The sequence below is a fragment of the Stenotrophomonas sp. YAU14D1_LEIMI4_1 genome (genome assembly GCF_003086815.1).
GTDB lineage: Bacteria > Pseudomonadota > Gammaproteobacteria > Xanthomonadales > Xanthomonadaceae > Stenotrophomonas.
This window is the reverse complement of record NZ_CP025997.1, coordinates 1,954,047-1,980,877: the sequence shown is the minus strand read 5'-3', so window position 1 is coordinate 1,980,877 and position 26,831 is coordinate 1,954,047. Positions and strand designations below refer to the sequence as shown.

The 26,831-nt window shown below is 67.1% G+C and carries 17 protein-coding genes; 3 read left to right on the top strand and 14 right to left on the bottom strand.

All coding sequences use genetic code 11. From position 1 onward, the window contains the following. Nucleotides 1-63: 63 nt before the first annotated feature. The 8 genes from C1932_RS09155 to C1932_RS09120 form a co-directional block, all read right to left on the bottom strand. Nucleotides 64-2,232, bottom strand: coding sequence for a response regulator (locus C1932_RS09155; RefSeq protein WP_108752991.1), 2,169 nt, complete (start codon nt 2,230-2,232; stop codon nt 64-66). After that, nucleotides 2,229-3,374 (bottom strand): two-component system response regulator, encoded by a 1,146-nt coding sequence (locus tag C1932_RS09150; protein ID WP_108761910.1) that lies wholly within the window; start codon nt 3,372-3,374, stop codon nt 2,229-2,231. Before C1932_RS09150 ends, C1932_RS09155 begins: the two co-directional genes overlap by 4 nt. Before the next feature lie 201 nt (nt 3,375-3,575). Next, a complete protein-coding gene (gene lysS / locus C1932_RS09145) occupies nt 3,576-5,087 on the bottom strand; it encodes a lysine--tRNA ligase (RefSeq protein WP_108761909.1) in 1,512 nt (503 codons plus the stop codon). Between the two features lie 164 nt (nt 5,088-5,251). Continuing rightward, nucleotides 5,252-6,892: an acetolactate synthase large subunit gene (locus C1932_RS09140; protein ID WP_108761908.1), complete on the bottom strand. Its 1,641-nt coding sequence runs from the start codon at nt 6,890-6,892 to the stop codon at nt 5,252-5,254. Nucleotides 6,893-6,955: 63 nt separating this feature from the next. Next, nucleotides 6,956-8,341, bottom strand: a complete 1,386-nt coding sequence (locus tag C1932_RS09135; RefSeq protein WP_108761907.1) for an NAD-dependent succinate-semialdehyde dehydrogenase — start codon at nt 8,339-8,341, stop codon at nt 6,956-6,958. 798 nt (nt 8,342-9,139) lie between these two features. Then, nucleotides 9,140-9,922, bottom strand: a complete 783-nt coding sequence (locus C1932_RS09130; RefSeq protein WP_108761906.1) for a helix-turn-helix transcriptional regulator — start codon at nt 9,920-9,922, stop codon at nt 9,140-9,142. Between the two features lie 47 nt (nt 9,923-9,969). Next, nucleotides 9,970-11,095, bottom strand: a protein-coding gene (gene prfB, locus C1932_RS09125; protein ID WP_108749502.1) for a peptide chain release factor 2 whose coding sequence is annotated in 2 segments (ribosomal slippage) — nt 9,970-11,019 and nt 11,021-11,095 — 1,125 coding nt in all. Because the reading frame shifts where the segments join, the coding sequence is not laid out codon by codon here. 198 nt (nt 11,096-11,293) lie between these two features. Beyond that, nucleotides 11,294-12,205 (bottom strand): LytTR family DNA-binding domain-containing protein, encoded by a 912-nt coding sequence (locus C1932_RS09120; protein ID WP_108761905.1) that lies wholly within the window; start codon nt 12,203-12,205, stop codon nt 11,294-11,296. A 134-nt stretch (nt 12,206-12,339) separates the two neighbouring features. Between C1932_RS09120 and C1932_RS09115 the strand changes: the two genes are divergently transcribed. Together C1932_RS09115 and C1932_RS09110 are read left to right on the top strand one after the other, a co-directional pair. After that, nucleotides 12,340-13,548 carry an acyltransferase family protein gene (locus tag C1932_RS09115; protein ID WP_108763406.1) on the top strand — a complete coding sequence of 403 codons (1,209 nt, stop codon included), beginning with the start codon at nt 12,340-12,342 and terminating at the stop codon, nt 13,546-13,548. A 9-nt stretch (nt 13,549-13,557) separates the two neighbouring features. Continuing rightward, nucleotides 13,558-14,520 carry a phosphatase PAP2 family protein gene (locus tag C1932_RS09110; protein ID WP_108761904.1) on the top strand — a complete coding sequence of 321 codons (963 nt, stop codon included), beginning with the start codon at nt 13,558-13,560 and terminating at the stop codon, nt 14,518-14,520. A 91-nt stretch (nt 14,521-14,611) separates the two neighbouring features. Here the strand turns inward: C1932_RS09110 and C1932_RS09105 are convergent, their stop codons facing one another. Together C1932_RS09105 and recJ are read right to left on the bottom strand one after the other, a co-directional pair. Further along, nucleotides 14,612-17,497 (bottom strand): VIT domain-containing protein, encoded by a 2,886-nt coding sequence (locus C1932_RS09105; RefSeq protein WP_108761903.1) that lies wholly within the window; start codon nt 17,495-17,497, stop codon nt 14,612-14,614. A gap of 123 nt (nt 17,498-17,620) precedes the next feature. Next, nucleotides 17,621-19,378 carry a single-stranded-DNA-specific exonuclease RecJ gene (gene recJ / locus C1932_RS09100; protein WP_108761902.1) on the bottom strand — a complete coding sequence of 586 codons (1,758 nt, stop codon included), beginning with the start codon at nt 19,376-19,378 and terminating at the stop codon, nt 17,621-17,623. 145 nt (nt 19,379-19,523) lie between these two features. On the opposite strand from recJ, the gene C1932_RS09095 reads away from it, so the two are divergent. Further along, nucleotides 19,524-20,564 (top strand): DUF1176 domain-containing protein, encoded by a 1,041-nt coding sequence (locus tag C1932_RS09095; protein WP_108761901.1) that lies wholly within the window; start codon nt 19,524-19,526, stop codon nt 20,562-20,564. A gap of 170 nt (nt 20,565-20,734) precedes the next feature. Here C1932_RS09095 and C1932_RS09090 read toward each other — a convergent pair whose 3' ends face one another. The 4 genes from C1932_RS09090 to carA form a co-directional block, all read right to left on the bottom strand. Continuing rightward, nucleotides 20,735-21,652 (bottom strand): phosphoglycerate mutase, encoded by a 918-nt coding sequence (locus C1932_RS09090; protein ID WP_108761900.1) that lies wholly within the window; start codon nt 21,650-21,652, stop codon nt 20,735-20,737. Nucleotides 21,653-21,656: 4 nt separating this feature from the next. Beyond that, a complete protein-coding gene (greA, locus tag C1932_RS09085) occupies nt 21,657-22,121 on the bottom strand; it encodes a transcription elongation factor GreA (RefSeq protein WP_188489793.1) in 465 nt (154 codons plus the stop codon). 8 nt (nt 22,122-22,129) lie between these two features. Then, a complete protein-coding gene (gene carB, locus C1932_RS09080; protein ID WP_108756083.1) occupies nt 22,130-25,372 on the bottom strand; it encodes a carbamoyl-phosphate synthase large subunit in 3,243 nt (1,080 codons plus the stop codon). 150 nt (nt 25,373-25,522) lie between these two features. Next, the gene (gene carA / locus C1932_RS09075; protein ID WP_108761899.1) at nt 25,523-26,650 is read right to left on the bottom strand and encodes a glutamine-hydrolyzing carbamoyl-phosphate synthase small subunit; all 1,128 of its coding nucleotides are present in this window, start codon (nt 26,648-26,650) and stop codon (nt 25,523-25,525) included. Between the last annotated feature and the right edge of the window lie 181 nt (nt 26,651-26,831).

The window sequence follows — 26,831 nt, the reverse complement described above, 5'->3', positions numbered from 1 at the left end:
GCGATCCCCAAAACGTAGAGTCGAGCTTGCTCGACTGCCGTCGATAGTCGAGCAAGCTCGACTCTACGGGGCGTCGTCGGCCGCGCCGCGGGCCTTGCGTTCGGCGCGTGCGTCCAGCGCCTGCCGGCCTTCCTTGATTGCCCCCTGCAGCACCGACAGGCGCGCCTGCCATTCGGCCTTCAACTGCCAATCGGCCATGCGCATCAACTCACCGGCACGGTTGGCCGCGCGCACCAGCCCCAGGTTGCCGGACACACCCTTGATCGCGTGCGACTGCTCGCGGAACTGGCCCCAGCGCCCGGCCTCGCCATCGGCCTCTGCCTTGCGCAGGCAGGCCTCGGCATCTTCCAGGCATTGGCGGATGAACTCACGTTCGAAGCCATCGCCCATGCCCAGCGATGCCAGTTCGTCCAGCACGCCAGTATCAAGCACGCCATCGAGCTGTACCGGCGCACGCACCACCAGGGGCGCGGCATTCTTCAGGTTCGCGTTGTTGGCGATCTCCGCCAGCGTATCCAGCAGGCGCGCGGCCACCACGGGTTTGGCCAGGAAGGCATGCGCGCCGGCCTGCGTGCAGCGCTGGATCGCTTCGGGGGTCACATCGGCACTGAGCACCATCACCGGCGTGCGCGGGCCGCCACCGGACTGCATCACCCGCAGTTCCTTCAGCATGTCCAGGCCACTCATGCCGGGCATGTGCAGGTCGACGATGGCCGCATCGAACTCACTCTCGGCCAGCGCATCGAGCACCGCTTCGCCGCCGTCCACGCACATCACCCGGTGGCCGGCCTTCTGCAGCAGGCGCTGCAGCACCATGCGATTGGCTTCGTGGTCGTCGGCCACCAGGATCTGCATGCTGCGCACGCGCGCACGGTGGCGCAGGAACGGATCGGCGAAGGCGATCACGTTGCCGCCCGGGCCGATGTCCTCGCCGGCGGCCACGCTGGGCACCAGGCCCGGCTCGACCGGCTGCGGCGGCGCGAACGGCAGTTCCACCCAGAAATGGCTGCCCTGTGGCGGGTTGTCCAGGTAGCCGATCTGCCCGTCCATGGCCTCGACCAGGCCCTTGGCGATGGTGGTGCCCAGGCCGGTGCCTTCGTGGCGGCGGGCCATGCTCACATCAGCCTGCTCGAAGGCCTCGAACAAGCGCGGGCGCATGGCCACCGGCACGCCAATGCCGGTATCGATGATGTCAAAGCGCAGCCGCACCGCACCGTGGGTGTCGGCATGCACCACGTTCACCCGGATCTCCACCCGGCCCTGGTCGGTGAACTTCACCGCGTTGCCGGCCAGGTTCAGCAGGATCTGGCGCAGGTGGCCCACGTCGCCGCGCAGGGTCTGCGGCACGGTCGCGGCCACCTTCACCCGGTAATCCAACCGCTTGGCCTTGGCCTGCGGCAACAGGATCAGGCCGATCGCCTGGATCACGTCGGACAGCACGAAATCCTCGGCCACCACGCGCAGCTTGCCGGCCTCGATGGCCGAGATGTCCAGTACTTCCTCCACCAGCGCCAGCAGGCTGCGGGAAGAGGCCTGGATGGTATTCAGGCACTCGCGCTGTTCTTCATCCAGACGCGTGGTCGCCAACACTTCGGTCATGCCATTCAATCCATTGAGTGGGGTGCGGAATTCGTGACTCATGTTGGCCAGGAAGCGGCTCTTGGCCTCACTGGCCCGGCGCGCTTCGGCCATCGCATGGGTCAACTGACGCAGCAGCGTCGAGAAATACAGCGGTACCGCCGCCAGGCCCAGCCACAGGCCGATGGCCAGGCGCAGGTTCTGCTGCCAGTACGGGGTCAGCAGCGCGGTGGCGCCGAAGCTGACCATGGCCATCGCCACGGCCACGTAAAGATAGGTATTGCCAAAGCGCATGCCGTTGCCGACGGTCACCCACATCACCACGATGTAGACCCACGACAGCGGCTCGCCCATCTGGATCATGCCAGCGGCGATCAACCCATAGTCGGCCAGCATGCCCAGCACGCGGCGCGGGTCGGAGCGGCCGGGACGCCACAGCAACCAGCCGAACGCCAGCAGCGACAGGCTCAGGCCGGTCAGCACGATGGCCAGCACGCCCACGTACTGGTCGTGCGGCAGGTCGAAACGCACGCTGGGCAGCAGCACGTAGCCCAGGATCAGGCTGATCAGCACGATACGGACGATCTGCTGCCCATGCTCGCTGTCCTGCCGGTTCGACAGGCGCTGGCGCAGCCGCGACAGCAGCCGCTTCACGTGCCCATCCCCGGCCGCGCCGAGGCGGTGGAGTGCTCGGCGCAGATCTGTTCCAGCTGATTGCGCCCGCGCAGCAGCGCATCCACGCAGCGCGGGTCGAACAGGCGCCCGCGCTGGGCGTACAGATAGGCCAGGGTCGCTTCGAAGGTCCACGCCTCTTTGTACGGACGCGGCGAAATCAGCGCGTCGAACACATCGGCCACGGCCACGATGCGCGCCTCCAGCGGAATCGCGTCGCCCACCAGGCCGTCGGGATAGCCGCTGCCGTCGTAGCGCTCGTGGTGGCGCAGCGCGATCAGCGCACCGACCTGGATGAAGCGGTTCTGGCTGCCGCTCAGCAGTTCGTGGCCGATGCGCGGGTGCCGGCGCATGATCGCCAGCTCGTCATCGGTCAGCTTGCCCTGTTTCAGCAGCACCGCATCGGGAATGGCGATCTTGCCCATGTCGTGCAGGGGCGCGGCCATCTCGATCAGCTTCACTTCGTCTTCGGGCAGGCCCAGCTGCTCGGCAATCAGCCCGGCCACGCGTGCCATGCGCTCAAGATAGGCACTGGTGCCGGCATCACGGAACTCGATCGCCCGCGCCAGCCGCGCAAGGGTTTCGCGCTCGCGCTCTTCCACCTCGTGCATGCTGGCCAGCAGGCGCTGCTCCAGCGACAAGGCGCGTTGCTTCACGTTCTCGCTCTGCTGGCGCAGCTGCAGCAGGTTGTAGCAGCGCGCGCGCAGTTCACGCGGGCGGATCGGCTTGACCAGGAAATCGATCACCCCGGCTTCCAGTGCCGCCTGGCGGATCGGTTCATCGCCCACCACGGTGATCAGGATCACCGGAATGTCGCGATGCTTGGGCAGGCGGCGGAAGCGGCGGGCGAACTCCAGCCCGTCCATTTCCGGCATGCGGTAGTCCAGCAGCAACAGATCGACCGGGTGCGCTTCGCACCAGGCCAGGGCCGTAAGCGGATCGCCAAAGTCGTACACGGACAGTTCTGGTGCGATGTCTTCAATGACATGCCGCAACATCGTCCGTGCAGAAGTCTGGTCGTCGACAATGACGATATTCAACGCGCTCTCTGCCTTCCTTCTCGACCACGCTGGAAACTCAGCCGGCGAGGATACTCCGCCGCTGTGCACACTGGCACCCTGCATCGGCCCCACTCCCGTCACGATGTCGCCGGTTCATGATCGTCATCACAATGTGAAGCCGGTCCTTCGCATTGCCTCCACCCCGGCCCCTGTTTGCCACAGGGGATGTCAAGGCGGTGCAATCACCATACGCCGTGTGCGGAAAGCGTCAATCGCGCCATCCCATTCCGGGACGGCGCGCACATACAGAGTGCGAACCCGAGCTTAGTGCTCCGGACGCATGTAAGGGAACAGCAGAACGTCACGGATCGAACTGCTGCCGGTCAGCAGCATCACCAGACGGTCCACGCCGATACCCAGGCCACCGGTCGGGGCCATACCGTACTCCAGCGCACGGATGTAGTCGGCATCGTAGTGCATGGCCTCGTCGTCGCCACCTTCCTTGGCGGCCACCTGGGCCTGGAAGCGCTGCGCCTGGTCTTCCGGGTCGTTCAGTTCGGAGAAGCCGTTGGCCAGCTCCTTGCCGTTGATGAACAGCTCGAAGCGGTCGGTGTAGCCCGGATCGTTGTCGTTGGCGCGGGCCAGCGGCGAAACCTCCACCGGGTGGTCGGTGATGAAGGTCGGCTGGATCAGAGTGTGTTCGACGGTGGCCTCGAAGATTTCCAGCAGCAGCTTGCCCCAGCCGTAAGACGGCTTGACGCGGATCTTCAAGCGCTCGCAATGACGCAGCAGGGCCTCGCGGTCAGTGCAGTCGGCCGCGGAGATTTCCGGATTGTGGTGGCGCACCGCCTCGTCCATGCGCCAGCGGCGGAACGCCGGGCCCAGGTCGATGTTGGCGCCGTCCCATTCCACCGTGGTGCCGCCGTTGACGGTCTGCGCCACATCGCGGATCACGCCCTCGGTCAGGTCCATGATCTCGTTGTACGTGGCATAGGCCTCGTACAGCTCCATCATGGTGAATTCCGGGTTGTGACGGGTGCTGACGCCTTCGTTGCGGAAGTTGCGGTTGATCTCGTAGACCCGCTCCAGGCCGCCCACGGTCAGGCGCTTGAGGTACAGCTCCGGCGCCACGCGCAGGTACAGGTCCAGGTCCAGCGCGTTGTGGTGGGTGGTGAACGGCTTGGCCGCCGCGCCGCCGGGGATGTAATGCATCATCGGCGTTTCAACTTCCAGGAAGTCGCGGTTGTCCAGCCACGCACGCATGGCGCGGATGATCTTGGAGCGCTTGATGAAGACCGCGCGCGATTCCGGGGTCACGATCAGGTCGACGTAGCGCTGGCGGTAGCGCTGTTCCACGTCGGAAAGGCCGTGCCACTTGTCCGGCAGCGGGCGCAGCGACTTGGTCAGCAGGCGGATCGTTTCGGCCTTGACCGACAGTTCACCGGTCTTGGTACGGGTCAGGCCGCCTTCCACGGCGATGATGTCACCCACGTCCCAGCCCTTGAAGGCGGTGTAGGCATCGCCCAGCACGGCGCCCTGCAGGAACAGCTGGATGCGGCCGGACTCGTCCTGGATCTGGGCGAAGCTGGCCTTGCCCATGATGCGCTTGGCCATCAGGCGGCCGGCCATCTTCACCGTGCGGCCGGTGGCTTCCAGCGCCTCGGCGGTCCACTGCTCGGCATCGGCGAACTCATCCTGCAGGCGCCCGGCGAAGTCCTGGCGACGGAAATCGTTCGGGTACGCGATGCCCTGCCCACGCAGCGCTTTGAGTTTCTCACGGCGCTCGGCGATCAACTTGTTTTCGTCGACGGGGGGGGTATCGGTAGCTTCGCTCATGGATCTGCGGGAATCGTGTAGTGAGGGGGGATGCTGCGCCGGCACAGCCGGTTGGACAGCATACCAAAACCGCCCTGCCCCGGCCCCGGCAGCGCCCGGTAGCGCCGGGCCATGCCCGGCGGTCGGTCGGCGCACGAATCCGCCGGGCGTGGCCCGGCGCTACCTCATGCATTCCCGGGAAACGCCTGCCGCAGCTCGTCCACCAGCACCCGCTGGTTTTCCGAGTAATCCACCGGCACCGATACCAGGTGCACCCCGCCCTCGTTGAAGGCCGCTTCCAGGGTCGGAATGAACTGCTCGATGGCCGTCACCTCATGGCCCTGGCAGCCATAGGCCTGCGCGTACTTCACGAAATCGGGGTTGCTGAAGGTCATACCGTAGTCGGTGAAACCATCCACCGCCTGCTTCCAGCGGATCATGCCGTAGGCCCCATCGTTGAGGATCAGCACCACCAGGTTCAGGCCCAGCCGCCGCGCGGTCTCCAGCTCCTGGCTGTTCATCATGAAGCCGCCATCGCCACACACCGCCAGCACCCGCCGCTGCGGATACAGGATCGACGCCATGATCGCCGACGGCAGGCCCGCGCCCATGGTCGCCAGCGCATTGTCCAGCAGCAGCGTATTGGCCACCTGGGTGCGGTAATTGCGCGCAAACCAGATCTTGTACATGCCGTTGTCCAGCGCCACGATGCCGTCCGGCGGCATCACCTCGCGCACGTCATGCACCAGCCGCTGCGGGGTGAAGCCTGGCTCCTCGGCACGGTCGGCCAGATGGTCCAGGATGGTCGCGCGCAGCGGCAGCAGCGCATCGGCATGTGGCACCTGGCCTTCGATGCGATCAGCCAGCTGGGTCAGCGAGCGGCCGATGTCGCCGATCACTTCCACCTGCGGGAAGTACACCTGCTCCACCGCCGCCTGCGAATAGCCGATATGAATGACCGTGGGGCCACCGGGACGCATCACGAACGGCGGCTTCTCGGTCACCTCGTGGCCGATGGTCACGATCACATCGGCCTGGTCGATGGCCATGTGCACGTAGTCGCGCTCGGTCAGCGCGGCCGTGCCCATGTACAGGCCCGAGCCGCCGGCCACCGCGCCCTTACCCATCTGCGTGGTGAAGAACGGAATGCCCGCACGCAGCACGAAGGCCGACAGCGCCTCGCTGGACTGCGGCCGCGAGGCCGCCGAGGCGATCATCAGCAGCGGCCGCTTCGCCACGCGGATGAGCTGCGCCGCCCGGTCCAGCGCTTCGGGGCTGGCAATGGGCCGATCCACCGCATGGGTGGGAATGAGCGATACCCCTTCCACCTCGGTGGCGGCGATGTCCTCGGGCAGCTCCAGCAGCACCGGGCCGGGGCGCTCTTCCTGGGCCACCCGGAAGGCCTCGCGCACGATGGTCGGGATCGTACGCGCCGACACGATCTGCCGCGCCAGCTTGGTCAGCGGCTTCATGGTGCTCACGATATCCACGATCTGGAACCGCGCCTGCTTGCTGGCCACGATGCCCTTCTGCCCGGTGATCATGATCACCGGCCATGCGCCCAGCAGCGCGTAGGCGGCGCCGGTGGTGAAGTTCAGCGCGCCCGGCCCCAGCGTGGCCAGGCACACGCCCGGCTTGCCGGTCAGGCGGCCGTAGGTGGCGGCCATGAACACCGCCGCCTGTTCGTGGCGGGTGATGACCAGCTCGATGCTGGAATGGCGCAGCGACTCGACCACGTCGAGGTTTTCTTCGCCGGGAATACCGAAAATGCGCTCGACGCCTTCGTTCTCAAGTGCGGCGACAAGCAGATCTGAACCCTTGGACATCGGAATGCCGTCCTTTCGCTGGACTGTGGGGGGAATGGTTGCAGGTGGGGTGGGAGCCGGGTGTCAACGCTTGTCGAACCAGACCGTCTGCGCGTTGACGAACTCACGGATGCCAAAGTGCGAGAGCTCGCGGCCGAAGCCACTCTTCTTCACCCCGCCAATGGGCACGCGCGGGTCGGAGGCCGAGAAGCCGTTGACGAACACGCCCCCGGTCTGCAGCCGGCGGGCCAGCTGCATGGCCCTCGCGCGGTCGCCGCTCCACAGGTTGCCGCTCAGGCCGAACTCGCTCTGGTTGGCCAGCTCCACCGCATGGTCGGCATCGCGGGCGCGGCTGATCGAAGCCACCGGGCCGAAGGTTTCGGTATCGAAGGCCTGCATGCCGGGCTCGACGTCCACCAGCACCGTCGGGGCGTAGAAGGCACCGGGGCGATCCAGCTGATGGCCACCCACCCGCAGCTGGGCACCGGCGTCCACCGACGCCTGCACCTGCGCATGCAGTTGGTCCAGCAGGTCCTGGCGGGCCATCGGGCCGATGCCGTTACCCGGCTCGCGCCCATCGCCGATGGTCAGCGCCTGCACCTTCTGGCAGAACTGCGCCACGAACCTGTCGTAGACCGCTTCTTCGACGATGATGCGCTTGCCGGCGATGCAGACCTGCCCAGTGTTCTGGAAACGTGAGGCCACGGCCGCATCAACGGCAGCGTCCAGATCGGCATCGGCCAGCACGATGAACGGGTCCGAGCCGCCCAGTTCCAGCACCACCTTCTTCAGCGCCTGCCCGGCCTGGGCAGCGATGCTGCGGCCGGCGGCCACGCTGCCGGTCAGGGTGACGGCGGCAATGCGGTCGTCGGCAATCGCGGCGCTGGTGCCGTCGCGGCTGATGTTGGCGGCGATGAACGCGCCCTCCGGCAGCCCGGCCTCACGCCAGGCGGCGTCGAGCAGCAGCGCGGTACCGACGATGCTCTCGGCCGGCTTCAGCAGGAAGCCATTGCCGCCCATCAGGATCGGCACTGCCGCGCGCATCACCTGCCAGTACGGGAAATTCCACGGCATGATGCCCAGTACCACGCCCAGCGGCAGGTAGGACACATAGGCCTGGTCGCCCGGCACCTGGGTCGGTTCATCGCGCAGGAACGGCGCGCCATGGTCGGCGTACCAGTCGCACAGCACGGCACATTTCTCGATCTCGGCCAGGGCTTCGGCCTGCACCTTGCCCATTTCGGCGGTGGCCAGCGCGGCCAGCGGTTCGCGGTCACGGCGCAGCACCGCGGCCATGGCGCGCAGCACGCCCGCGCGCTGTTCCAGGCTGTAGCCGCTCCAGGCGGCGAAGCCGGCCTGGCCGCGCTGCAGGATCGTTTCCAGTTCGGCGGTGCTGGCGAACGGGTGCTCGGCGATCACCTGGCCGGTGGCCGGGTCGCGGGAGATGGCGGTAGTGGGGGCAGCGGACATGCAGGTCTCCTGTTGTCTCGACAGCGGGCGGGCAGCCCGTGTCCTGCACAGGAATGTGGACCTGTTCGAGGGCAGCAACAAGGCGTCTGCTTATCCTGTGACCTGCACTTACCTGTATAGGGGGGGGTACGGCAGGGCTTGCAGCCCTGCACCTGCTGTAGAGTCGAGCCATGCTCGACTGAAGCAACAGCAACAGCGGGCATTCCGTGGGTTGGCGGGGCGGTGTGGGTAGGCAGGACACGCCGTTAACCCATCCATGGGGGCTCGTAGGCGCCATCCATGGCGCCTGCGGTCCTGCCTACCCACACCGCCCCGCCTTTGACAGTTCCTCGCGATCTGTCGGAACGGCATGGGGTCGGATCCCGTTGCTGCGCAACGGGCTCTGACCTCGGATCGATTTCTATGTTTGACAGATTCATCCACGCATGGCGCTCTGATCCGGTAGGTGTCGACCTTGGTCGACACGGATGAATCCATTCGATACCTGACAGATGTGTCGACCAAGGTCGACACCTACCAACAGCCGCGTGAACCTGTCGAAGGTGGGGCGGTGTCGGATTGCGGGGTGTCAGCCGCATGGATGCGGCTGCCAAGCCTACAGGGGTGAGGGCGCTTTGTTTGCGAAGCACTGCTTCGCAAGCGCCCGAACGCACAGCCGCCAGCGGCTGGGCCGGGCCCCGGAGGGGGACTTGCGGCGTCCCCGCAATCCGACATCGCCCCGCCCAACAAAGGAAACCCGCTCTGGCTTTTGACGTTGATCGCAGCAGGTGCAGGGCTGCAAGCCCTGCCGAACACCCCCTACTTCCGCGGCAGGTAGGTCACCAGCGAAAGGTCGTGCCTGCTCTCTGGCACCAGCGCCACGTACTGCAGGTCCAGCAACCCACGCACGGGGTGGTTCAACTTCTTCGCACCCTCGTCGAAACGGCGCACATCGTGCTCCGGCCACCACAGCCGGAACTCCTCGCTGTGTGCCGCAAGGTCCTCGACCAGTGCCAGGAACGGCGCCTTGTCCGGCGCCTGCGCCATCGCCGCACGGAACCCGGCCAGCAGGCCACGGGTCATTTCTTCCCAGTTGAGAATCAACGTGCGGTACGGCGCGTACAGGAACATCAGCCGCAGCGTGTTGCGCTCGTGCGGCGGAAACTGGCTGTAATCCACGAACAGCTCGGCGATGGCCGGGTTCCAGGCCAGTATGTCAAAGCGCGTATTGCGCACGTAGGCCGGGATCGGCTGCATCGCCTCCACCAGCTGGCGCAGGCCGTCGGTCACGCTTTCGTCCGGCGATTCCAGTGGCACACCATAACCGGACAGCGCAAACGCGTAGGCGCGCTCGTCATCGCTCAGGCGCAGCACCTTGGCCAGGCGCTCCAGCACTTCTGGCGAGGCCCGCACTTCGCGCCCCTGCTCAATCCAGGTGTACCAGCTCACGCTGACCCCGATGGCCAGCGCCACTTCCTCGCGCTTCAGGCCCGGGGTGCGCCGGCGCCCGGCCGGCAGGCCGAGCGTGGCGGGGTCGACACGGGCGCGGCAGGCTTTCAGGAAGCCGCCCAGTTCCTTGCATTCACCTTCGCTGCGCATCATCGCCCCCCCCGTTGCAGGAGACGATGATATCCGCGCAGGCGCGCCGATCAGGCATCGATGCGCTTGGAACCCACGGCCAGACCGGCCTTCAGGCTGGCCTCCACGAACTCGTCCAGGTCGCCGTCCAGCACCTTCTGCGTGTCCGAACGTTCGATACCGGTGCGCAGGTCCTTGATGCGGCTCTGGTCGAGCACGTAGTTGCGGATCTGGCTGCCCCAACCGATGTCAGACTTGGTGGCTTCCACCGCATCCTTTTCGGCGTTGCGCTTCTGGATCTCCAGCTCGTACAGCTTGGCGGCCAGCATCTTCATCGCGTTGTCGCGGTTCTGGTGCTGGCTGCGGCCGGTCTGGCAGGCCACAACGATGTTGGTCGGGATGTGGGTGATACGCACCGCCGACTCGGTCTTGTTCACGTGCTGACCACCGGCACCGGACGAACGGTACACGTCGGTGCGCAGATCGGCCGGGTTGATGGTGATATCGATGTTGTCATCGATTTCCGGCGACACGAACACAGAGGTGAAGCTGGTGTGGCGGCGGTTGTCCGAGTCGAACGGCGACTTGCGCACCAGGCGATGCACGCCGGTCTCGGTCTTCAGCCAGCCATAGGCGTAATCGCCTTCCACGCGCAGGGTGGCCGACTTGATGCCCGCGACGTCGCCGCCGGACACTTCCATCAGCTCGGTCTTCCAACCGCGCGATTCGCACCAGCGCAGGTACATGCGCAGCAGGATTTCGGCCCAGTCCTGGGCTTCGGTGCCACCGGCACCGGCCTGGATGTCGACGAAGGCCGCCGCATTGTCCATCTCGCCGGAGAACATGCGCTGGAATTCCAGCTTCTCCACGTGCGCCTGATGCTTGTCCAGATCGGCGACCACGGCCAGGGCGGTGTCTTCGTCCTGTTCGGATTCAGCCAGTTCCAGCAGCTCGGTCGCGTCGGTCAGGCCGTCCAGCACCGAGGCGATGCCGCCCACGGTCTTTTCCAGGCTGGAGCGCTCGCGGCCCAGGTTCTGCGCGTACTCGGCGTTGTTCCAGACGTCGGGGCTTTCCAGCTCCCGCGTTACTTCTTCAAGACGCTCTTTCTTGGCGTCGTAGTCAAAGATACCCCCTGAGCGACACCACACGATCGGTCAGATCGGCGATGCGCTGGCGGACAGGATTCAGTTCGATCATGTCGGCGGTTATGCACTAAATAGATGACTGCATATGATACCGCAGGCCGCGGTTCCCGGCATGAGGCCCGCTCCCCGCCCACTCGCGCCGACGGCGACGCCGACCCGGGTCCTGGTAGAGTCGACTGTCAGTCGACTGCTCTCCGTTCAGGTTGTGGTGGAGCCCGTGCTGTGCGCGATAGTCGACTGACAGTCGACACTACCCCCCGTGTGAAGCGCCCAGCGCCTGCCGCAGCAGCGGCAACTGCCGCCGGCTGCACGGCACCCTGGCCCCGTCTGCCATGTGCAGCAGTGCTTCGCCGCCGTCCAGCGGCTCGATCGAGCGCAGCTGGTCGCGGTGGATCAGCCAGCTTCGGTGCGGCCGCAGGAACACGGCCGGGTCCAGCCGCTGCTCCAGCGCCGCCATGGTGATCCGCAGCGGGTAGTCATGCCCGCGCACGCGCAGGTTCACATAGTTGCCGGCCGCCTGGGCGTATTCCACATCGGCCGTGGCCAGCAGGAACTCCTTGCCCAGCTTGCGTACAAGGAAATGCTGCGGACGCTCGACCGGCTCCACCGGCGGGCCTTCGTCGGGCGGCGCCAGCAGGTGTGCCTCGCCCTGCCGCTGGCGGCCGAACCAGGCCACGGCATGCACGGCGATCACCAGCAGGCTGTAGGTCTGCACGTCCTTGAAGAACTCGTAGAACCACTGCGCCGGCCAGTCACCATAGATGTAGTGCTGGCCTGACAGGGCGAAGGCCAGCTTGCGCAGCAGCACCATCGCGCTGACATGCAGCAGCCACCAGGCAATGCCGCCCAGCACATAGAAGCCGATCCGGCGCCGCCAGGTATCGGCATGCAGCGGCCACCGGCGGGCCGCCGCCTGCAGCAGCATCAGCAGCCCCAGGGTTGCCAGCGCGCTGCTGAACTCCTCGATGGAGGTGCCCAGCCCGGCGAAGGGCTGCGCGTCACGCACCGCCCGCATCCACTGCGCCAGCACGTTGCCCGCGGCGGTACACAGGAACAGCAGCGACCAGAACATCACGTCCTTGCCGGGCCTATACGCCACCTGGGCGGTTGCAGCGGCACGCGCCGCCGGATCTCCATTTTCCATGCCGCCATTGTTGCCCATCCGCCCCCGCGCGCATCGGCCATTGGTCCCTACCGCCCCGCCATTGGGCCCAGAACGCCCGCCACTGCGCCCTTTCAGCTGGTGCGGTGATGGTTGGCCAGCGAAGGTGCAGCGTCCCCCTGATGCCCATCGCCATGCACCGACGCCACGATCTGGACACCCTGCGCATCGCCGCCTTCGCGCTGTTGATCCTCTACCACGCCGCCATGGCCTACGTGGCCGGCTGGGATTTCCACCTGAAGAGCGCCTACACCGCGCAGTGGCTGCAATGGCCGATGATCGCCCTCAATCGCTGGCGGATGCCGCTGCTGTTTGCCATCAGCGGCATCGCCCTGGGCCTGTCCCTGCCCGACCGGGGGCGCCTGTCGCATACCCTGCGCCGCTGCTGGCGCCTGCTGCTGCCGCTGCTGTTCGGCATCGTGGCGGTGGTCTCGCTGCAGGCGTACTGCGAGGCACTGGACAAGGGCGACGTGGCGCCGGGGCTGGGACGGTTCCTGTGGCGCTACTGGCAGTTCCGGCCATGGCCAGGCGCGCACTTCACAGGCTCCCAGTACGGCTTCACCTGGAACCACCTGTGGTATCTGGCCTACCTGCTGCCCTACACCGTGCTGGCCGTGGTGCTGGCCAGCCTGCTGCGGCCGGCGGCCGAGGCGCTGCCGACGCTGCAGGTTCGCGACCGTCTGTTGGGGGCCGCGCTGCTGGTGCTGCCGGTGGTCTGGCTGGCCTGGGCGCTGTTGGTGCTGATGCCACGTTGGCCGCCAACCCATGCGTTGCTGGACGACGTCTACGTGCACGCCGAGTCGCTGCCGCTGTTCCTGGGCGGCTTCCTGGCCGCGCGCTGGCAGCGCGGCTGGGACCTGCTGGTGCGCGGCCGCCGCCTGACCCTTGGCCTGGCCGTGCTCGGGCTGTGCCTGGAACTGGGCATCCGCGCGCTGGTCCGACTGCCGGACGTGGGCAACGTTGATCCGTGGATTCTGGCGCTGCCATGGGCGCAGACCGAACGCGTCGGTCGCGCGCTCTACACCTGGTGCATGCTGCTGGCGCTGTTCGGCTGGGCCCGGGTGCTGTTGGCGCGCCCGTGGCCGGGCCAGGCCTATTGCCGCGAGGCGGTGTTCAGCTGGTACATCCTGCACCAGACCGTGTTGATCGTGCTGCTGTATGCGCTGCGACCGCTGCAGCTGGGCCCGTGGCTGGAACCGGCGCTGCTGGTGGCCGGCACCGTCGGCGGCTGCCTGTTGATCCACGAACTGTTGATCCGCCGCGTGCGTTGGCTGCGCCCCCTGTTCGGACTGCGCGCCCATCCGCTATCGTCGGCCACTGCACGCGCCGTACCGGCGCATTGAGGACAACGGATGTTCCAGACGCATTGGCACCTGTGGTTGCAGCAGACCTTCGACGCCAGCTGGATGCTGGCAGTGATGCAGTTCATCAGTCTGCTCGGCTACGAGCTGGGCTACACCGCGCTGATCCTGGTGTGCGCGTTCGGCGCGCGACTGCGCGCGGGCCTGTGCGTGATGCTGGCGGTGCTGCTGATGGCCTGCGCCACGCATGCGATCAAGCAGAGCGCCGCCCTGCCCCGCCCCTCCGACGTGGATGCGGCGGTACTGGACAAGGGTGAGCCTTCGCATCCGTTCGTCGTCGATGGCGGTGGCCGCACGTTCTGGTCGCTGCCCGATGCGCGGGCCACGGCGATGCTGCGCGCGCAGCCGCACGCCGACTATGGTTTCAACAGCGGCCACGTGGGCATCACCACCGCCGCCTGCGTCAGCCTGCTGCTGGCATTCGGCATTCGCCGGCGCTGGCTGCGTTGGGTGCTGGTGCTGGGTTGGCCGTTGTTGATGGCCATTTCGCGCATGTACCTGGGCCGGCACTTCCTGGCCGACGTGGTGGCCGGGTGGCTGATCGGGATCGGCGTGGCCGTGCTCGCCTGGCAGCTGATGCCAGGGCTGCGCGGGGCCCGACGCTGGCAGCTGCCCGTACTGCTGGGCTTGGGCGTGGCGCTGGCAGGGGCTTCGTTGTGGACGCATCTGGTGCCGCTGGGCGAAGCCGCACGCCTGCTGGCACTCGCTCTGCTGGTGGCGTGGCTGCAGTGGCGCGGCTGGCCGGTGGATCCACAAGGCATCGTGCAACGCGTGCTGCGGGTCCTGGGTGTGGTGGTGATCTACCTGTTGGCGCGACCGTTGATTGAATGGCTGGCGTACCGCCTTCCGTTACCCGACGCGCCGGTTACCGAAGTGTTCTGGCATACCGTTGGCACGCTGTTGATCCTCGGCGGCGGCGTGGCGCTGGCGCGGTGGATTCCGCGCCAGCGGTAGATCCACGCCGTGCGTGGATGGCCTGTTCCGGTAGCGCCGGGCCATGCCCGGCGGCTGCGGCGGATTCTGCGCAGCCACGCATGGCGTGGCTCTACCGGACATCGAACTCGCCTACCAGGATGGTTTCCGAGCGATCCTTCAGGCGCAGCGTGACCCTCTGGTCTTTCTGCTGCGGCGTGCCCCAATGGGTGGTCAGGCGCAGCATGAGCGTGGTGGCCCCGGTCACCAGTTGCTGGCGACTGCCGAAGTAGTTGGCTTCCACCTTGTATTTTCCGGACTTGGCGTTGCGCAGCGAGAACTGCTCGGGACCATAGCCGCCGGTGAAGTCCTGCGACATCTGCCCACCCTGCCAGGTCAGGCGGTTGCCGTAGTAGGCGCGCTCGCCGTTGGGGTCGGTCACCCACAGGTCCATGTCGCTGTTGTCGGCATCCCAGGCCAGTACCACGCGCAGGTCCAGCGGCATGGCCTGCAACAGGCGCGGATCGATGCCACGGGTATCCAGCGCCGGGCGGCTGCGTGCCACCAGGTTGGTCAGTTCGTCCAGTGCGATCAGGGCAACACCATTGAAGCGGCTGTCCCAGCGGCGCACCACCACCTGGTACAGCGGGTCCAGTGCCTGCTGCGGCTTGCCGGCCGCTGCCAAGGCCAGGCCCAGATCGCGGAAGCTCTGCGGCTCTTCCTGGCCCATCGCCAGCACCTGTTCGAACACCGGCACGGCCAGCGCGGGTGCATCGGCCTGCATCAGCCGATAGCCGAGCACGCGCAGCAGGTGCCGATTGTCCAGCTCCATCTCGGCCAGGTTGGACAGCACACGCAGCGCCAGTTCGCGCTGCCCCTGCGCCAGCAGCAGGTCGGCCACGTCCAGGAAGAACGCACTGCTGCCGGCGTGGCCATCGCGTTCGGCCAGGTAGCGGTCGTACAGCTGCGCGGGCGGGCCCTGGCGCAGGCGGCGAGCGACCTCTGAATCAGGCTGCCAGGCCGCCAACCGGATGCCGAGCTGGCCATCGTTGGCCGGCGCGGCGGCGTCCCCGGCATCAGCGGCCGCCACGGCTATCGCGTCCAGCGTCATTGCCTCGGCGGCCGGTGCCTGCCTGCGGGCCCGGGCCGGTGCCATCGGCGCCGGGGGCGGCGGAGGCGCTGCCGGTGCCGGTGCAGCCAGCAGGGCCATCGGCGCACTGGCCAAGGCCTCGTTCTGCGCGATTTCCTTGGCATTGCCCGCAGTGGGCGGCGCGGTCTTCGGCCAACGGCGGTTCCACCACTGCTGGCGCTCCTTCCACTGCGCGGCCACCGCATCCAGGCGGCGGCGGTCCTCGGCCTGGCGATCAACCACCTGCTTTGCGAAGCGGGCGTCATAGTCGGCACGCAGCGCACCCGCCGGACGGATGGCATAGCGCAGGTAGTCGTCCAGCGTCTCCAGCACGATCAGCGAGGTGTCCGGCCCGACCAGGCCAAACCGCTGCGACAGGCGCTGCATCGCCTCGCGGTTGCCGCGCCGGTCCAGCGCCAGCTGTTGCAGCTGCGCCTGTGCCCACAGACCCGCGAGCAGCGCGCCGTCATCACTGCGCGTACTGGCCGGCAGAGCCTGCCATGGGCCGCCGTCGATGCGCACCCGCATCGGCACGCCGTCGGCGGCCAGACGGGCGTGCAGCCACAACCAGCCCTGCGCTTCGCTGCGGCGATCGATCACCACGTCCTGCACGCCGCGCCCGGCATCGATCTGCACATCCAGCGGCGCAGACAGCAGTTCGCGCGCTGCGGCGTCCACGTCGGTGCCCACTGCCACGAAACGTCCGCCATGCGCCTGGCTCCAGCCGCGCAGGCGGGTGCTGTCGGTGCGTGCGCCCGCACTGCTGACGGCGAACAATCGCTGCCCCTCGGCCAGTGCCGGCAGGGCCTCGGGCCCATAGGTCAGCAGGCCGTCACTGACCAGCAGGTATTCCTGCACGCCCGGCTGCGGCTGCCACTGGGCCAATGCACTGGCGCCATCGGACCGCACCGCCTGCAACGCCTGCCGCAGCGCACTCCAATCGCCCTTGCGGATACGGAAGCTGCGTTCGGGCTCGGGACGGTCACGCAGCACCGTCAGCACCACCGTGCCGTCTCCCATGGCGGCGAAGTAGCGATCGAGCAGCGCGAACTCGCGTGTGCGGTCACGCTGGCCCGCCGAACCCGAGCCATCCCACAGCAGGCCGATCTTGCGCGGCAGCGTGCGCGGCGTGCTGCTTTCAGCCACCGGCAGCTGTGCCAGCAGATAATGGCCGTCCTGCCAGTTGGCCACCTGCACCTGCGCACGGCGCGTGGCAGGCAGCGTCCACTGCAGCTGCGCCGGCAATTGCGCGCCACGCCCCTGCCAGTGCAACTGACCCGCATCGATACGGAACGGTGCCGTGCCCACCGTCGCTTGGCCCGGCGCCTGCAGTTTCAGCTCAACCGATGCCGCAGCCGCGGCGAACTGCAGTGGCAGCGCCCATTGCCAGCCGTTGCCGGCGTAAGCCAGCGGCTCGCGAACAACCAGTTGCACACGGCGGCTGCCACCGGCCGGCAGTGGGTAGACACGCAGACGGAACTGGTTGCCGGCCGTCTGTTCCAGCAGGCCGGGGTCAACGCCGCGCCGGGCGATCTCTTCAAACACCTGGCGCCCCCGATCCTTGGGCACCGGCACCGCCTCGCGCAGTTCGCCATCGATATCCAAGGCAAAGCCGCTGATCTGCTGGCCATCGGCCAGTGGGAACTGCAGCTCGCCTTCCAGCACGCGACGGTTCGGGTTGTGGAATTCTAGGGTGATGCGGGTCTGCGCGATGCCGGCCTGGACCTCACCTTCGATGCGCGCCTGGCGCAGCTGGATCGGCTGTTCGGCGGCTGGAGCAACCAACAGCGGAGTGCTGGGCTGAGGGCGCGCAATGCCGGGGGACTGCGCGCCTGCGGACCAGGCCGCCAGCACCAGCAGGATGAAAGGGACGCAGCGGGCAAACGCCATGGCACGGCTCCAGTGGGATCGTACAGGGTTCAACGCACCAATAGGGCAGATGGGGTTAGCGGTCGACCGTCGATGCATCCCGCCGGGCATGGCCCGGCGAGCGCGAAGCGTGGCGCGCCGCCATCAGGCTGGCAGGCAATGCTCCACGATCAGCTGGATCGCGCTGCCGCCGCGGTAGTCATCGCAGGCAAGCCGATAGGCCAGATGCACGTGGCGACCGGGCGCGTTGCCATGCCAGCCACCGAAATGGATGGCGTTGATCGTGCCGGGCAGCCCGGGCAGGCGCAGCTCGAGTTTCAGATGCCGCTCTTTCAGCACGCGCCAGTTGGCCACTTCGAAGTGGCCGTCGAACAGCGGCTCGGGGAAGCCCTGCCCCCAGGGCCCGGCCAGGCGCAGCGCATCGGCATGCCGGTGATCGAGTTCGTCTGCGGACAATTCACCATCGCTCAGCACCTGCTGCTGCAGCGCGGCCGGATCCAGCAGTTCCTGCACGATGGCGACGAAGGCCGCCTCGAACGCGGGCAGGTGCTGCAGGCGCATGCTCAGGCCAGCGGCCATGGCGTGGCCACCGAAGCGCTCCACCAGCTCGGGATGGCGTGCATCGACCAGCGCCAGCGCGTCACGGATATGCAGGCCGGGGATGGAGCGCGCCGAACCGCGCAGGGTGTCGGCGCCGGGTTCGGCCGGTGCAAATGCAATCACCGGACGATGCAGGCGGTCCTTCATTTTCGACGCCACCAGGCCGACCACGCCGGGGTGCCACTCGGCGTCGAACAGGCATGCCGCAACCGGACGCTGGCCCTGCTCGTGCAGCACCACGCGCGACAGCGCCTGCTCGGCGTCATCGGTCATCGACTGCTGCACCGCGCGCCGCTCGGCGTTGATCTGTTCCAGGGTCTGGGCAATGTCGCGCGCCTGCCGCGGATCCTCGGTGAGCAGCAGTTCGATCCCCAGCGCCATGTCTTCCAGGCGACCGGCCGCATTGAGGCGCGGGCCCAACGCGAAGCCGATATCGGTGGAGGTCAGGCGTGCGGCGGCGCGTCCGCTGGCTTCGATCAATGCATTCAGGCCCACGCAACCCTGCCCGGCGCGGAGCCGGCGCAGGCCGGCGCTGACCAGCGCACGGTTGTTGGCATCCAGTGCGACCAGATCGGCCACGGTGCCCACGGCCACCAGGTCCAGCAGCGTGGTCAGGTCCGGGCCCTTTCCATCGGCGAACACGCCGGCTTCGCGCATGCAGCGGCGCAGGGCCATCAGCACATAGAAGATGACGCCGACACCGGCCAGCGATTTGCTGGGGAAATCATCGCCCTGCAGGTTCGGATCGACGATGACATCGGCCGGCGGCAGCTGCGGGCCGGGCAGATGGTGGTCGGTGACCAGCACCTGCCAGCCGCGCGCCTTGGCTGCGTTGACACCGGCATGGCAGGCAATGCCGTGGTCCACGGTCACCAGCAGGTCCGGCTGCAGCGCCGCCAGTTCGTCCACCAGCGACGGCGACAGGCCGTAACCATGCACCATGCGGTTGGGCACCGCGTGGAAGACGTGCTGCGCACCCAGCATGCGCAGGCCGCGCACACCCACGGCGCAGGCGGTGGCACCATCGCAGTCGAAATCGCCGACGACCAGGATGCGCTTGTCGTTGGCGATGGCATCGACCAGCAAGGCGACCGCCGCATCGATGCCGGTCAGCAGTTCGGGCGCATGCAGGTTGCCCAGTCGCGGCAGCGCCAGTTCCGGTGTGGTCGCGCCACGGCTGGCATACAGCCGGGCCAGCAGCGGCAGCGTGTCGTCGGGCCACGCACCGGGCTGCACCGGCTCGCGGCGGCGGATCAGCGGGGTATCGGACACGGGCAGCGCAGCATCGGCGGCAAGGGACATCGGCATCGCCGGGTTGCGGAAGACGTCACCATGATAACGCGGGGTCAGAGCCCTCTGCTGGCAGAGGGGTCTGACCCCATCGGGAGTATTTGGAATCGACGGCCATTTATTTCATGCTTGCCACCCCCGAAATGGAATTCACTGCATGCTGCGCATCCTGTTGCCGTCCCTGTTGGCCGCCGCCCTCGCCCCGGCCGCCCACGCCGCCACGCCCGAGCCGAAGGCCGGCGTGTCGTTCGACCACAACGACTGGTCGCTGGCCTGTGACAACACCCGCACCTGTCGCGCCGCCGGCTACAGCCCTGAAGAACCCGGCAACCTGCTCAGCCTGATGCTGGAACGTGCGGGCGGCCCCGGCGCGCCGGTAGTGGCGCGCCTGCGCAATGGTGACGACGGTGAGAGCCCCATGCCGACCGGCGCGCTGCGCCTGCGCCTGAATGGCAAGGACCTGGGCCCGGTGCGCGACACCGGTGATGGAGAGAAGATCCTGCTGCAGCAGGCCCAGACCGATGCGTTGGTCGCCGCCCTGCCCCGCCAGGCGCGCATCGAGATCGTCGATGGCAAGGGCAAGGCCTGGCCGATTTCCGACAGCGGCGCCACCGCGGTACTGCTGAAGATGGACGAGGCGCAGGGTCGGCTGGGCACGCCCGGCGCGCTGGTGCGCCGCGGTGACAAGGCCGAGGCCAGCGTGCCGGCCGCGCTGCCGATGCCGGTGGTGGTGCATGGCAAGCTGGCGCCGGCGCGCAGTGGCGATGCGGCCTTGGCCAATGCCCCGGCGCTGCGCAAGGCACTGCAGGCCAGCCTGCCGAACGCAGATGAATGCCGCCGCGTGAGCGAAGGCGAGCAGGACGAGATCGATATCGTGCGGCTGGACGGTTCGCGTGTGCTGGCCAGCACCAGCTGCTTCATGGGCGCCTACAACTTCAGCAGCGGCTACTGGGTGGTGCAGGACAAGGCGCCGTACCAGGCGCGCTTTGTTACCTCCGATGCAGAGGATTTCGACACCGACGACATGACCCTGCGCGGGCGCTTCCGTGGCCGTGGCATCGGCGATTGCTTCTCCGGCCACGATTGGGTCTGGGATGGCCAGCGTTTCGTGAAGACCAGCGCGTTCACCACCGGCCAGTGCCGTGGTGTAGCGGGTGGGCATTGGACGCTGCCGACGATCGTCAGCACGGTGAAGTGAGACCGGCAGGGCGGCGCCCTGCCCGCCCTCTGTAGAGTCGAGCCATGCTCGACTGATCCCAACGTGCCAACCAAGGTTGGCACCTACCGGGACGTGGCGTGCCAACCAAGGTTGGCACCTACCGCATCAGCGGTCAGAGCCCGTTGCGCAGCAACGGGATCCGACCCCGCTCAGTCGTGCAGCTGGCGGGGTTTCTTCCAGAACTGCCAGCGCTGGCCGCGATCGAGGCGGAACTGCAGGCCGTCTTCGAAATCCAGCACCAGCTGCTGCAGTTCGCCGCGACGCAGTGCCGCCAGCAGCGGAACAATCGCTTCGTTGCCCAACTGCTGCAGCGAGCGCAGTTGCCGCAGGTCCACCAGGGCATCCACGGCCTGCTCGCCATCCACGGCTACACCGGCGGCCTGGGCCAGGCCCTGCAGCAGGGCGTCGCGGCTGCGTACCTGCACGTGCTGGGTCGTCACCGATACCGGCATGACCCCACCGCCCCAGAACCACAGCGAATTGATCGGCTGCTGACCCTGCGCGGCACGCTGCTGGTTCCACGAGTGGTTGTGCAGCAGCACCTGCGCCTCGGTCATCAGCGCGCGCCAGCGGCGACCGGTCTGGCCTTCGGGCAGGTGCGAGAACAGATCATCGCCCAGCACATCGTCGGGGCTGTCGAAGTCGGGCAGTTCAATGTCGATGGGCAGGCGCAGGTACCAGCGCGCCGGGTCCGGTGCATCCAGCACGAAACCGGCGTCGGCAAACAGCGGCTGCAGTACCGGCAGCAACGCCAGGCTGTCGGCCAGCGTGGGCCGCAGCGTTTCGCCGTGCCCCATCATGCGTGCGCCGTGCATGTCCGGCACCATGCAGGCCGGATCGGCGCGCAGCCAGCACGCACCTCCGGCATCGCCAACATCGCGCTGGCGGGTCAGTGCGGCCACCGGCCAGTGCGGCGCGGCCACGCTGAAATGGCGTTGCAGCTGGGCGCGTTCGCCCGCATCCAGCTGCACAGTGGTGGCGCGGCCCAGGGCGCGCGCCACCTCGTCAGGCAATGCAGCCGCCGCAAAGCGGCTGCGCGCCGGCAACAACAGGGTCGCCGTTGCCACCCGGTCAGTCCAGATAGCTGACGCTGACGATTTCGTACTCGCGCTGGCCGGCCGGGGCGTCGATCACGATCGAATCGCCTTCCAGCTTGCCGATCATCGCGCGGGCCACCGGCGAGGAAATGGCGATCAGGCCCAGCTTGATGTCCGCTTCCAGGTCGCCAACGATCTGGTACTTCTTCTCTTCGTCGGTTTCCACGTCGGCCAGGGTCACGCTGGCGCCGAACACCACCTTCGAACCGGCGTTGAGCTTGCTCACGTCGATGATCTCGGCGTGCGACAGCTCACCTTCCAGCTGCTTGATGCGGCCTTCGATGAAACCCTGTTCCTCGCGCGCGGCGTGGTACTCGGCGTTTTCCTTCAGGTCGCCGTGCTCACGCGCCTCGGCAATCGCAGCGATGACCTTCGGGCGCTTGACCGACTTCAGGTGGTCCAGTTCGTCGCGCAGCTTCTGCGCGCCCTTCATGGTGATGGGGGCTCTCATGCATTCAACTCCTTGTGCAGTTCCTGCAGCGACCAGACGGGGCCGGTGCCACGGAATTCCAGTGAATCCACCAGCGCCTTGGCGCCGGCAATGGTGGTCGAGTAGGTGACGCGGTGCTGCAGCGCCTCGCGACGGATCGAGAACGAGTCGTTGATCGCCGCACGGCCTTCGGTCGTGTTGACGATGTAGACGATCTCGCCGTTCTTGATCGAATCGACGATGTGCGGACGACCTTCCACCACCTTGTTGATGATTTCGCAGTCCATGCCGTGCTGCTGCAGCCACGCGGCGGTGCCACGGGTGGCCACCAGGCTGTAGCCACGCGCCAGCAGGGCCTTGGCCACCGGCAGCACGCGCTTCTTGTCCGGGTCGCGCACCGAAACGAAGGCCTTGCCGATCGGCGGGGCCTTGATGCTGCCCGCTTCCTGCGCACGTGCGAAGGCGGCGTTGAAGGTGCGGCCCACGCCCATCACTTCACCGGTGGAACGCATTTCCGGCCCCAGGATGGGATCGACGCCCTGGAACTTGGCGAACGGGAAGATCGCTTCCTTCACCGAGTAGTAGTCCGGCACGATTTCCTTGGTGGCGCCCTGCTCTTCCAGAGTCTTGCCGGCCATGCAGCGCGCGGCGATCTTGGCCAGCGCCATGCCGGTGGCCTTGGACACGAACGGCACGGTACGCGAGGCACGCGGGTTCACTTCCAGCAGGTAGATGGTGTCATCACCGTCTTCGCTGGTCTGGATCGCGAACTGGGTGTTCATCAGGCCGACCACGTTCAGGGCCTTGGCCAGCTCCACCACCTGGCGCCGCAGCTCGGCCTGGGTCTTGGCCGACAGCGAGTACGGCGGCAGCGAGCAGGACGAGTCACCGGAGTGCACGCCGGCTTCTTCGATGTGCTCCATCACGCCGCCGATCAGGACGTTGCCATCCTTGTCGGCAATGATGTCCACGTCGCATTCCACGGCGTTGTCCAGGAAGCGGTCCAGCAGCACCGGCGAATCGTTGGACACCTTCACCGCGTCGCGCACGTAGCGGGCCAGGTCGGATTCACCGTAGACGATTTCCATCGCGCGGCCGCCCAGCACGTAGCTCGGGCGTACCACCAGCGGGTAACCGATCTCGCGGGCCAGCAGCAGGGCTTCCTGGTCGTTGCGGGCGATGCGGTTCGGCGGCTGCTTCAGGCCCAGCTTGTCCACCAGCTGCTGGAAGCGCTCGCGGTCTTCGGCCAGGTCGATCGAGTCCGGGCTGGTGCCGATCACCGGCACGCCGTTGGCTTCCAGCGCGCGCGCCAGCTTCAGCGGGGTCTGGCCGCCGTACTGCACGATCACGCCCTTGGGCTGTTCCAGTTCGACGATTTCCAGCACGTCTTCCAGGGTCAGCGGTTCGAAGTACAGGCGGTCGGAGGTGTCGTAGTCGGTCGACACGGTTTCCGGGTTGCAGTTGACCATGATGGTTTCATAACCATCCTCGCGCAGTGCCAGTGCCGCATGCACGCAGCAGTAGTCGAACTCGATGCCCTGGCCGATGCGGTTCGGGCCACCGCCCAGGATCATGATCTTGTCGCGGTTGGTCGGCGCGGCCTCGCACTCGTCCTCGTAGGTCGAGTACAGGTAGGCGGTGCCGGTGGAGAATTCACCGGCACAGGAGTCCACGCGCTTGTAGACCGGGCGCACCTTGTGCGCGCGACGCAGCGCGCGGATGGCCGCTTCGTTGGTACCGGTCAGCTGGGCCAGGCGCGCATCGGAGAAACCGGCACGCTTGAGCTTGCGCAGTCGCGCAGCGTCCAGCGCGTCGATGCCACCGGCAGCCACTTCGCCTTCGGCGGCGATGATCTCTTCGATCTGGTCCAGGAACCAATGGTCGATGAAGGACAGCGCGTAGATGTCTTCCACGCTCATGCCGGCGCGGAACGCATCGGCCACGTAGAACAGACGCTCCGGGCCCGGCGCCTTCAGCTCGCGGCGCAGGGTCTGCAGGTCGTCTTCGCTGGTCAGGTCCAGGCCGGTCGGGTCGAAGCCGACCTTGCCGGTTTCCAGGCCACGCAGGGCCTTCTGCACCGATTCCTGGAAGGTGCGGCCCATGGCCATCACTTCACCGACCGACTTCATCTGGGTGGTCAGGCGCGCATCGGCCGCCGGGAACTTCTCGAAGGCGAAACGCGGAATCTTGGTGACCACGTAGTCGATGGACGGCTCGAACGAGGCCGGGGTCAGGCCGCCGGTGATTTCGTTCTTCAGTTCGTCCAGGGTGTAACCCACGGCCAGCTTGGCGGCGACCTTGGCGATCGGGAAGCCGGTGGCCTTGGAGGCCAGCGCCGAGGAACGCGACACGCGCGGGTTCATTTCGATCACGACCACGCGGCCGGTCTTCGGATTGATGCCGAACTGCACGTTCGAACCACCGGTGTCCACGCCGATCTTGCGCAGCACGGCGATGGAGGCATCGCGCAGGCGCTGGTATTCCTTGTCGGTCAGGGTCTGTGCCGGGGCCACGGTGATCGAGTCACCGGTGTGCACGCCCATCGGGTCCAGGTTTTCGATCGAGCAGACGATGATGCAGTTGTCCGCGGTATCGCGGACCACTTCCATTTCGAATTCCTTCCAGCCCAGCACCGACTCTTCCACCAGCACTTCGGTGGTCGGCGACAGTTCCAGGCCGCGGCTGACGATCTCGACCAGCTCTTCGCGGTTGTAGGCGATGCCGCCACCGCTGCCGCCCAGGGTGAAGCTGGGGCGGATGATGGTCGGGTAGCCGACGCGGGTCTGGATCTCCAGCGCTTCGTCCAGGGTATGGGCGACGGCGGCGGTCGGGCACTCCAGGCCGATCTCACCCATGGCTACGCGGAACAGCTCGCGGTCTTCGGCCATGCGGATCGCTTCGCGCTTGGCACCGATCAGCTCGACGTTGTACTTCTCCAGCACGCCGTTGTCGGCCAGGTCCAGCGCGCAGTTCAGCGCGGTCTGGCCACCCATGGTCGGCAGCAGCGCGTCCGGCTTTTCCTTGGCGATGATCTTCTCGACCGTCTGCCAGTTGATCGGCTCGATGTAGACGGCGTCGGCCATCTCCGGGTCGGTCATGATGGTGGCCGGGTTGCTGTTGACCAGCACCACGCGGTAACCCTCGTCACGCAGGGCCTTGCAGGCCTGGGCGCCGGAATAGTCGAACTCACAGGCCTGGCCGATGACGATCGGGCCAGCACCGATGATGAGAATGGTCTTGAGGTCAGTGCGCTTGGGCATTTTCTTCTCTAAGTCAGTACAGCGTGACAAGGGGGAGTGATCGCACGCTGTCGATCAGGAATCTTGATCCGCAGCGCCGCGCCAGGGGCAGCAGCGATGCGGGGGCTTACGGTCCATCGCGACGCCACCGGCGGGCCGGCGGCGTACTGATCACGCCTTGCTCTGTTCCATCAGGGCCACGAAACGGTCAAACAGCGGGCCCACGTCGGTCGGGCCCGGCGAGGCTTCCGGATGGCCCTGGAACGAGAACGCCGGCACGTCGGTGCGGGCCACGCCCTGGTTGGTGCCGTCGAACAGCGAACGGTGGGTCACCCGCAGGGTGGCCGGCAGGGTCGCTTCATCGATGGCGAAACCGTGGTTCTGCGAGGTGATCATCACCCGGCCGTTGTCCAGGTCCTGCACCGGGTGGTTGGCGCCGTGGTGGCCGTGGCCCATCTTCATGGTCTTGGCACCCGAGGCCAGGCCCAGCAGCTGGTGGCCCAGGCAGATGCCGAAGGTCGGGATCTTCACGTCGATGAAGGTCTTGATCGCTTCGATGGCGTAGTCGCACGGTTCCGGGTCACCCGGGCCGTTGGACAGGAACACGCCGTCCGGCTTCAGCGCCAGCACGTCGGCCGCCGGGGTCTGCGCCGGCACCACGGTTACTTCGCAGCCGCGCTCGGCCAGCATGCGCAGGATGTTGGTCTTCACGCCGAAGTCGTAGGCCACGACCTTGAACCGGGCCGGCACGCTGACGAACGCGTTGGCGTCCAGGTCCAGCTGGCCTTCGGTCCAGGTGTAGGTCTTTTCGGTGGTGACCACCTTGGCCAGGTCCATGCCCTTCAGGCCCGGGAACTTGCGGGCGGCTTCCAGTGCCTTTTCCACGTCGATGTCACCGGCCATCAGCGCACCGTTCTGTGCGCCCTTCTCGCGCAGGATGCGGGTCAGCTTGCGGGTGTCGATGCCGGCGATGGCGACCACGCCGCGCTGGATCAGCCAGTCCTGCAGCGACACCTGGCTGCGCCAGTTGCTGGGACGGCGCGGCACGTCGCGCACGATCAGGCCGGCCGACCACACCTTGGACGCTTCATTGTCCTGATCGGTCATGCCGGTGTTACCGATGTGCGGATAGGTCAACGTGACCATCTGCCGGGCGTAGGACGGATCGGTCAGCACTTCCTGATAGCCGGTCATGGCGGTGTTGAACACCACCTCACCGACGGACAGGCCGGGCGCGCCTACGGATTCGCCCTCGAATACGGTGCCGTCTTCGAGGACGAGGATTGCGGCTTGGGTCACGGAATTCTCACTTTGGCTACCGAAGGGGGGGCCGAAGTCACGCCTGCGCTTCACGGAAATCCGGTTGCAAAAAAGCGCGGACGTACGGTCTGGGACCGGTCCGGCTTTCGTGATTCGGCGAGTGCGAATTGTAGCGCCGCCGGGCCGCTGGCGCCAGCGCTTACATCGCTTTATGAACAGG

What these genes read in the sequence shown, in the direction of transcription:
- C1932_RS09150 (WP_108761910.1), bottom strand. Translation starts at nt 3,374, where the DNA reads ATGCAGGGTGCCAGTGTGCACAGCGGCGGAGTATCCTCGCCGGCTGAG.
- lysS (WP_108761909.1), bottom strand. Translation starts at nt 5,087, where the DNA reads ATGAGCGAAGCTACCGATACCCCCCCCGTCGACGAAAACAAGTTGATC.
- C1932_RS09140 (WP_108761908.1), bottom strand. Translation starts at nt 6,892, where the DNA reads ATGTCCAAGGGTTCAGATCTGCTTGTCGCCGCACTTGAGAACGAAGGC.
- C1932_RS09135 (WP_108761907.1), bottom strand. Translation starts at nt 8,341, where the DNA reads ATGTCCGCTGCCCCCACTACCGCCATCTCCCGCGACCCGGCCACCGGC.
- C1932_RS09130 (WP_108761906.1), bottom strand. Translation starts at nt 9,922, where the DNA reads ATGATGCGCAGCGAAGGTGAATGCAAGGAACTGGGCGGCTTCCTGAAA.
- C1932_RS09120 (WP_108761905.1), bottom strand. Translation starts at nt 12,205, where the DNA reads ATGGGCAACAATGGCGGCATGGAAAATGGAGATCCGGCGGCGCGTGCC.
- C1932_RS09115 (WP_108763406.1), top strand. Translation starts at nt 12,340, where the DNA reads ATGCACCGACGCCACGATCTGGACACCCTGCGCATCGCCGCCTTCGCG.
- C1932_RS09110 (WP_108761904.1), top strand. Translation starts at nt 13,558, where the DNA reads ATGTTCCAGACGCATTGGCACCTGTGGTTGCAGCAGACCTTCGACGCC.
- C1932_RS09105 (WP_108761903.1), bottom strand. Translation starts at nt 17,497, where the DNA reads ATGGCGTTTGCCCGCTGCGTCCCTTTCATCCTGCTGGTGCTGGCGGCC.
- recJ (WP_108761902.1), bottom strand. Translation starts at nt 19,378, where the DNA reads ATGTCCCTTGCCGCCGATGCTGCGCTGCCCGTGTCCGATACCCCGCTG.
- C1932_RS09095 (WP_108761901.1), top strand. Translation starts at nt 19,524, where the DNA reads ATGCTGCGCATCCTGTTGCCGTCCCTGTTGGCCGCCGCCCTCGCCCCG.
- carB (WP_108756083.1), bottom strand. Translation starts at nt 25,372, where the DNA reads ATGCCCAAGCGCACTGACCTCAAGACCATTCTCATCATCGGTGCTGGC.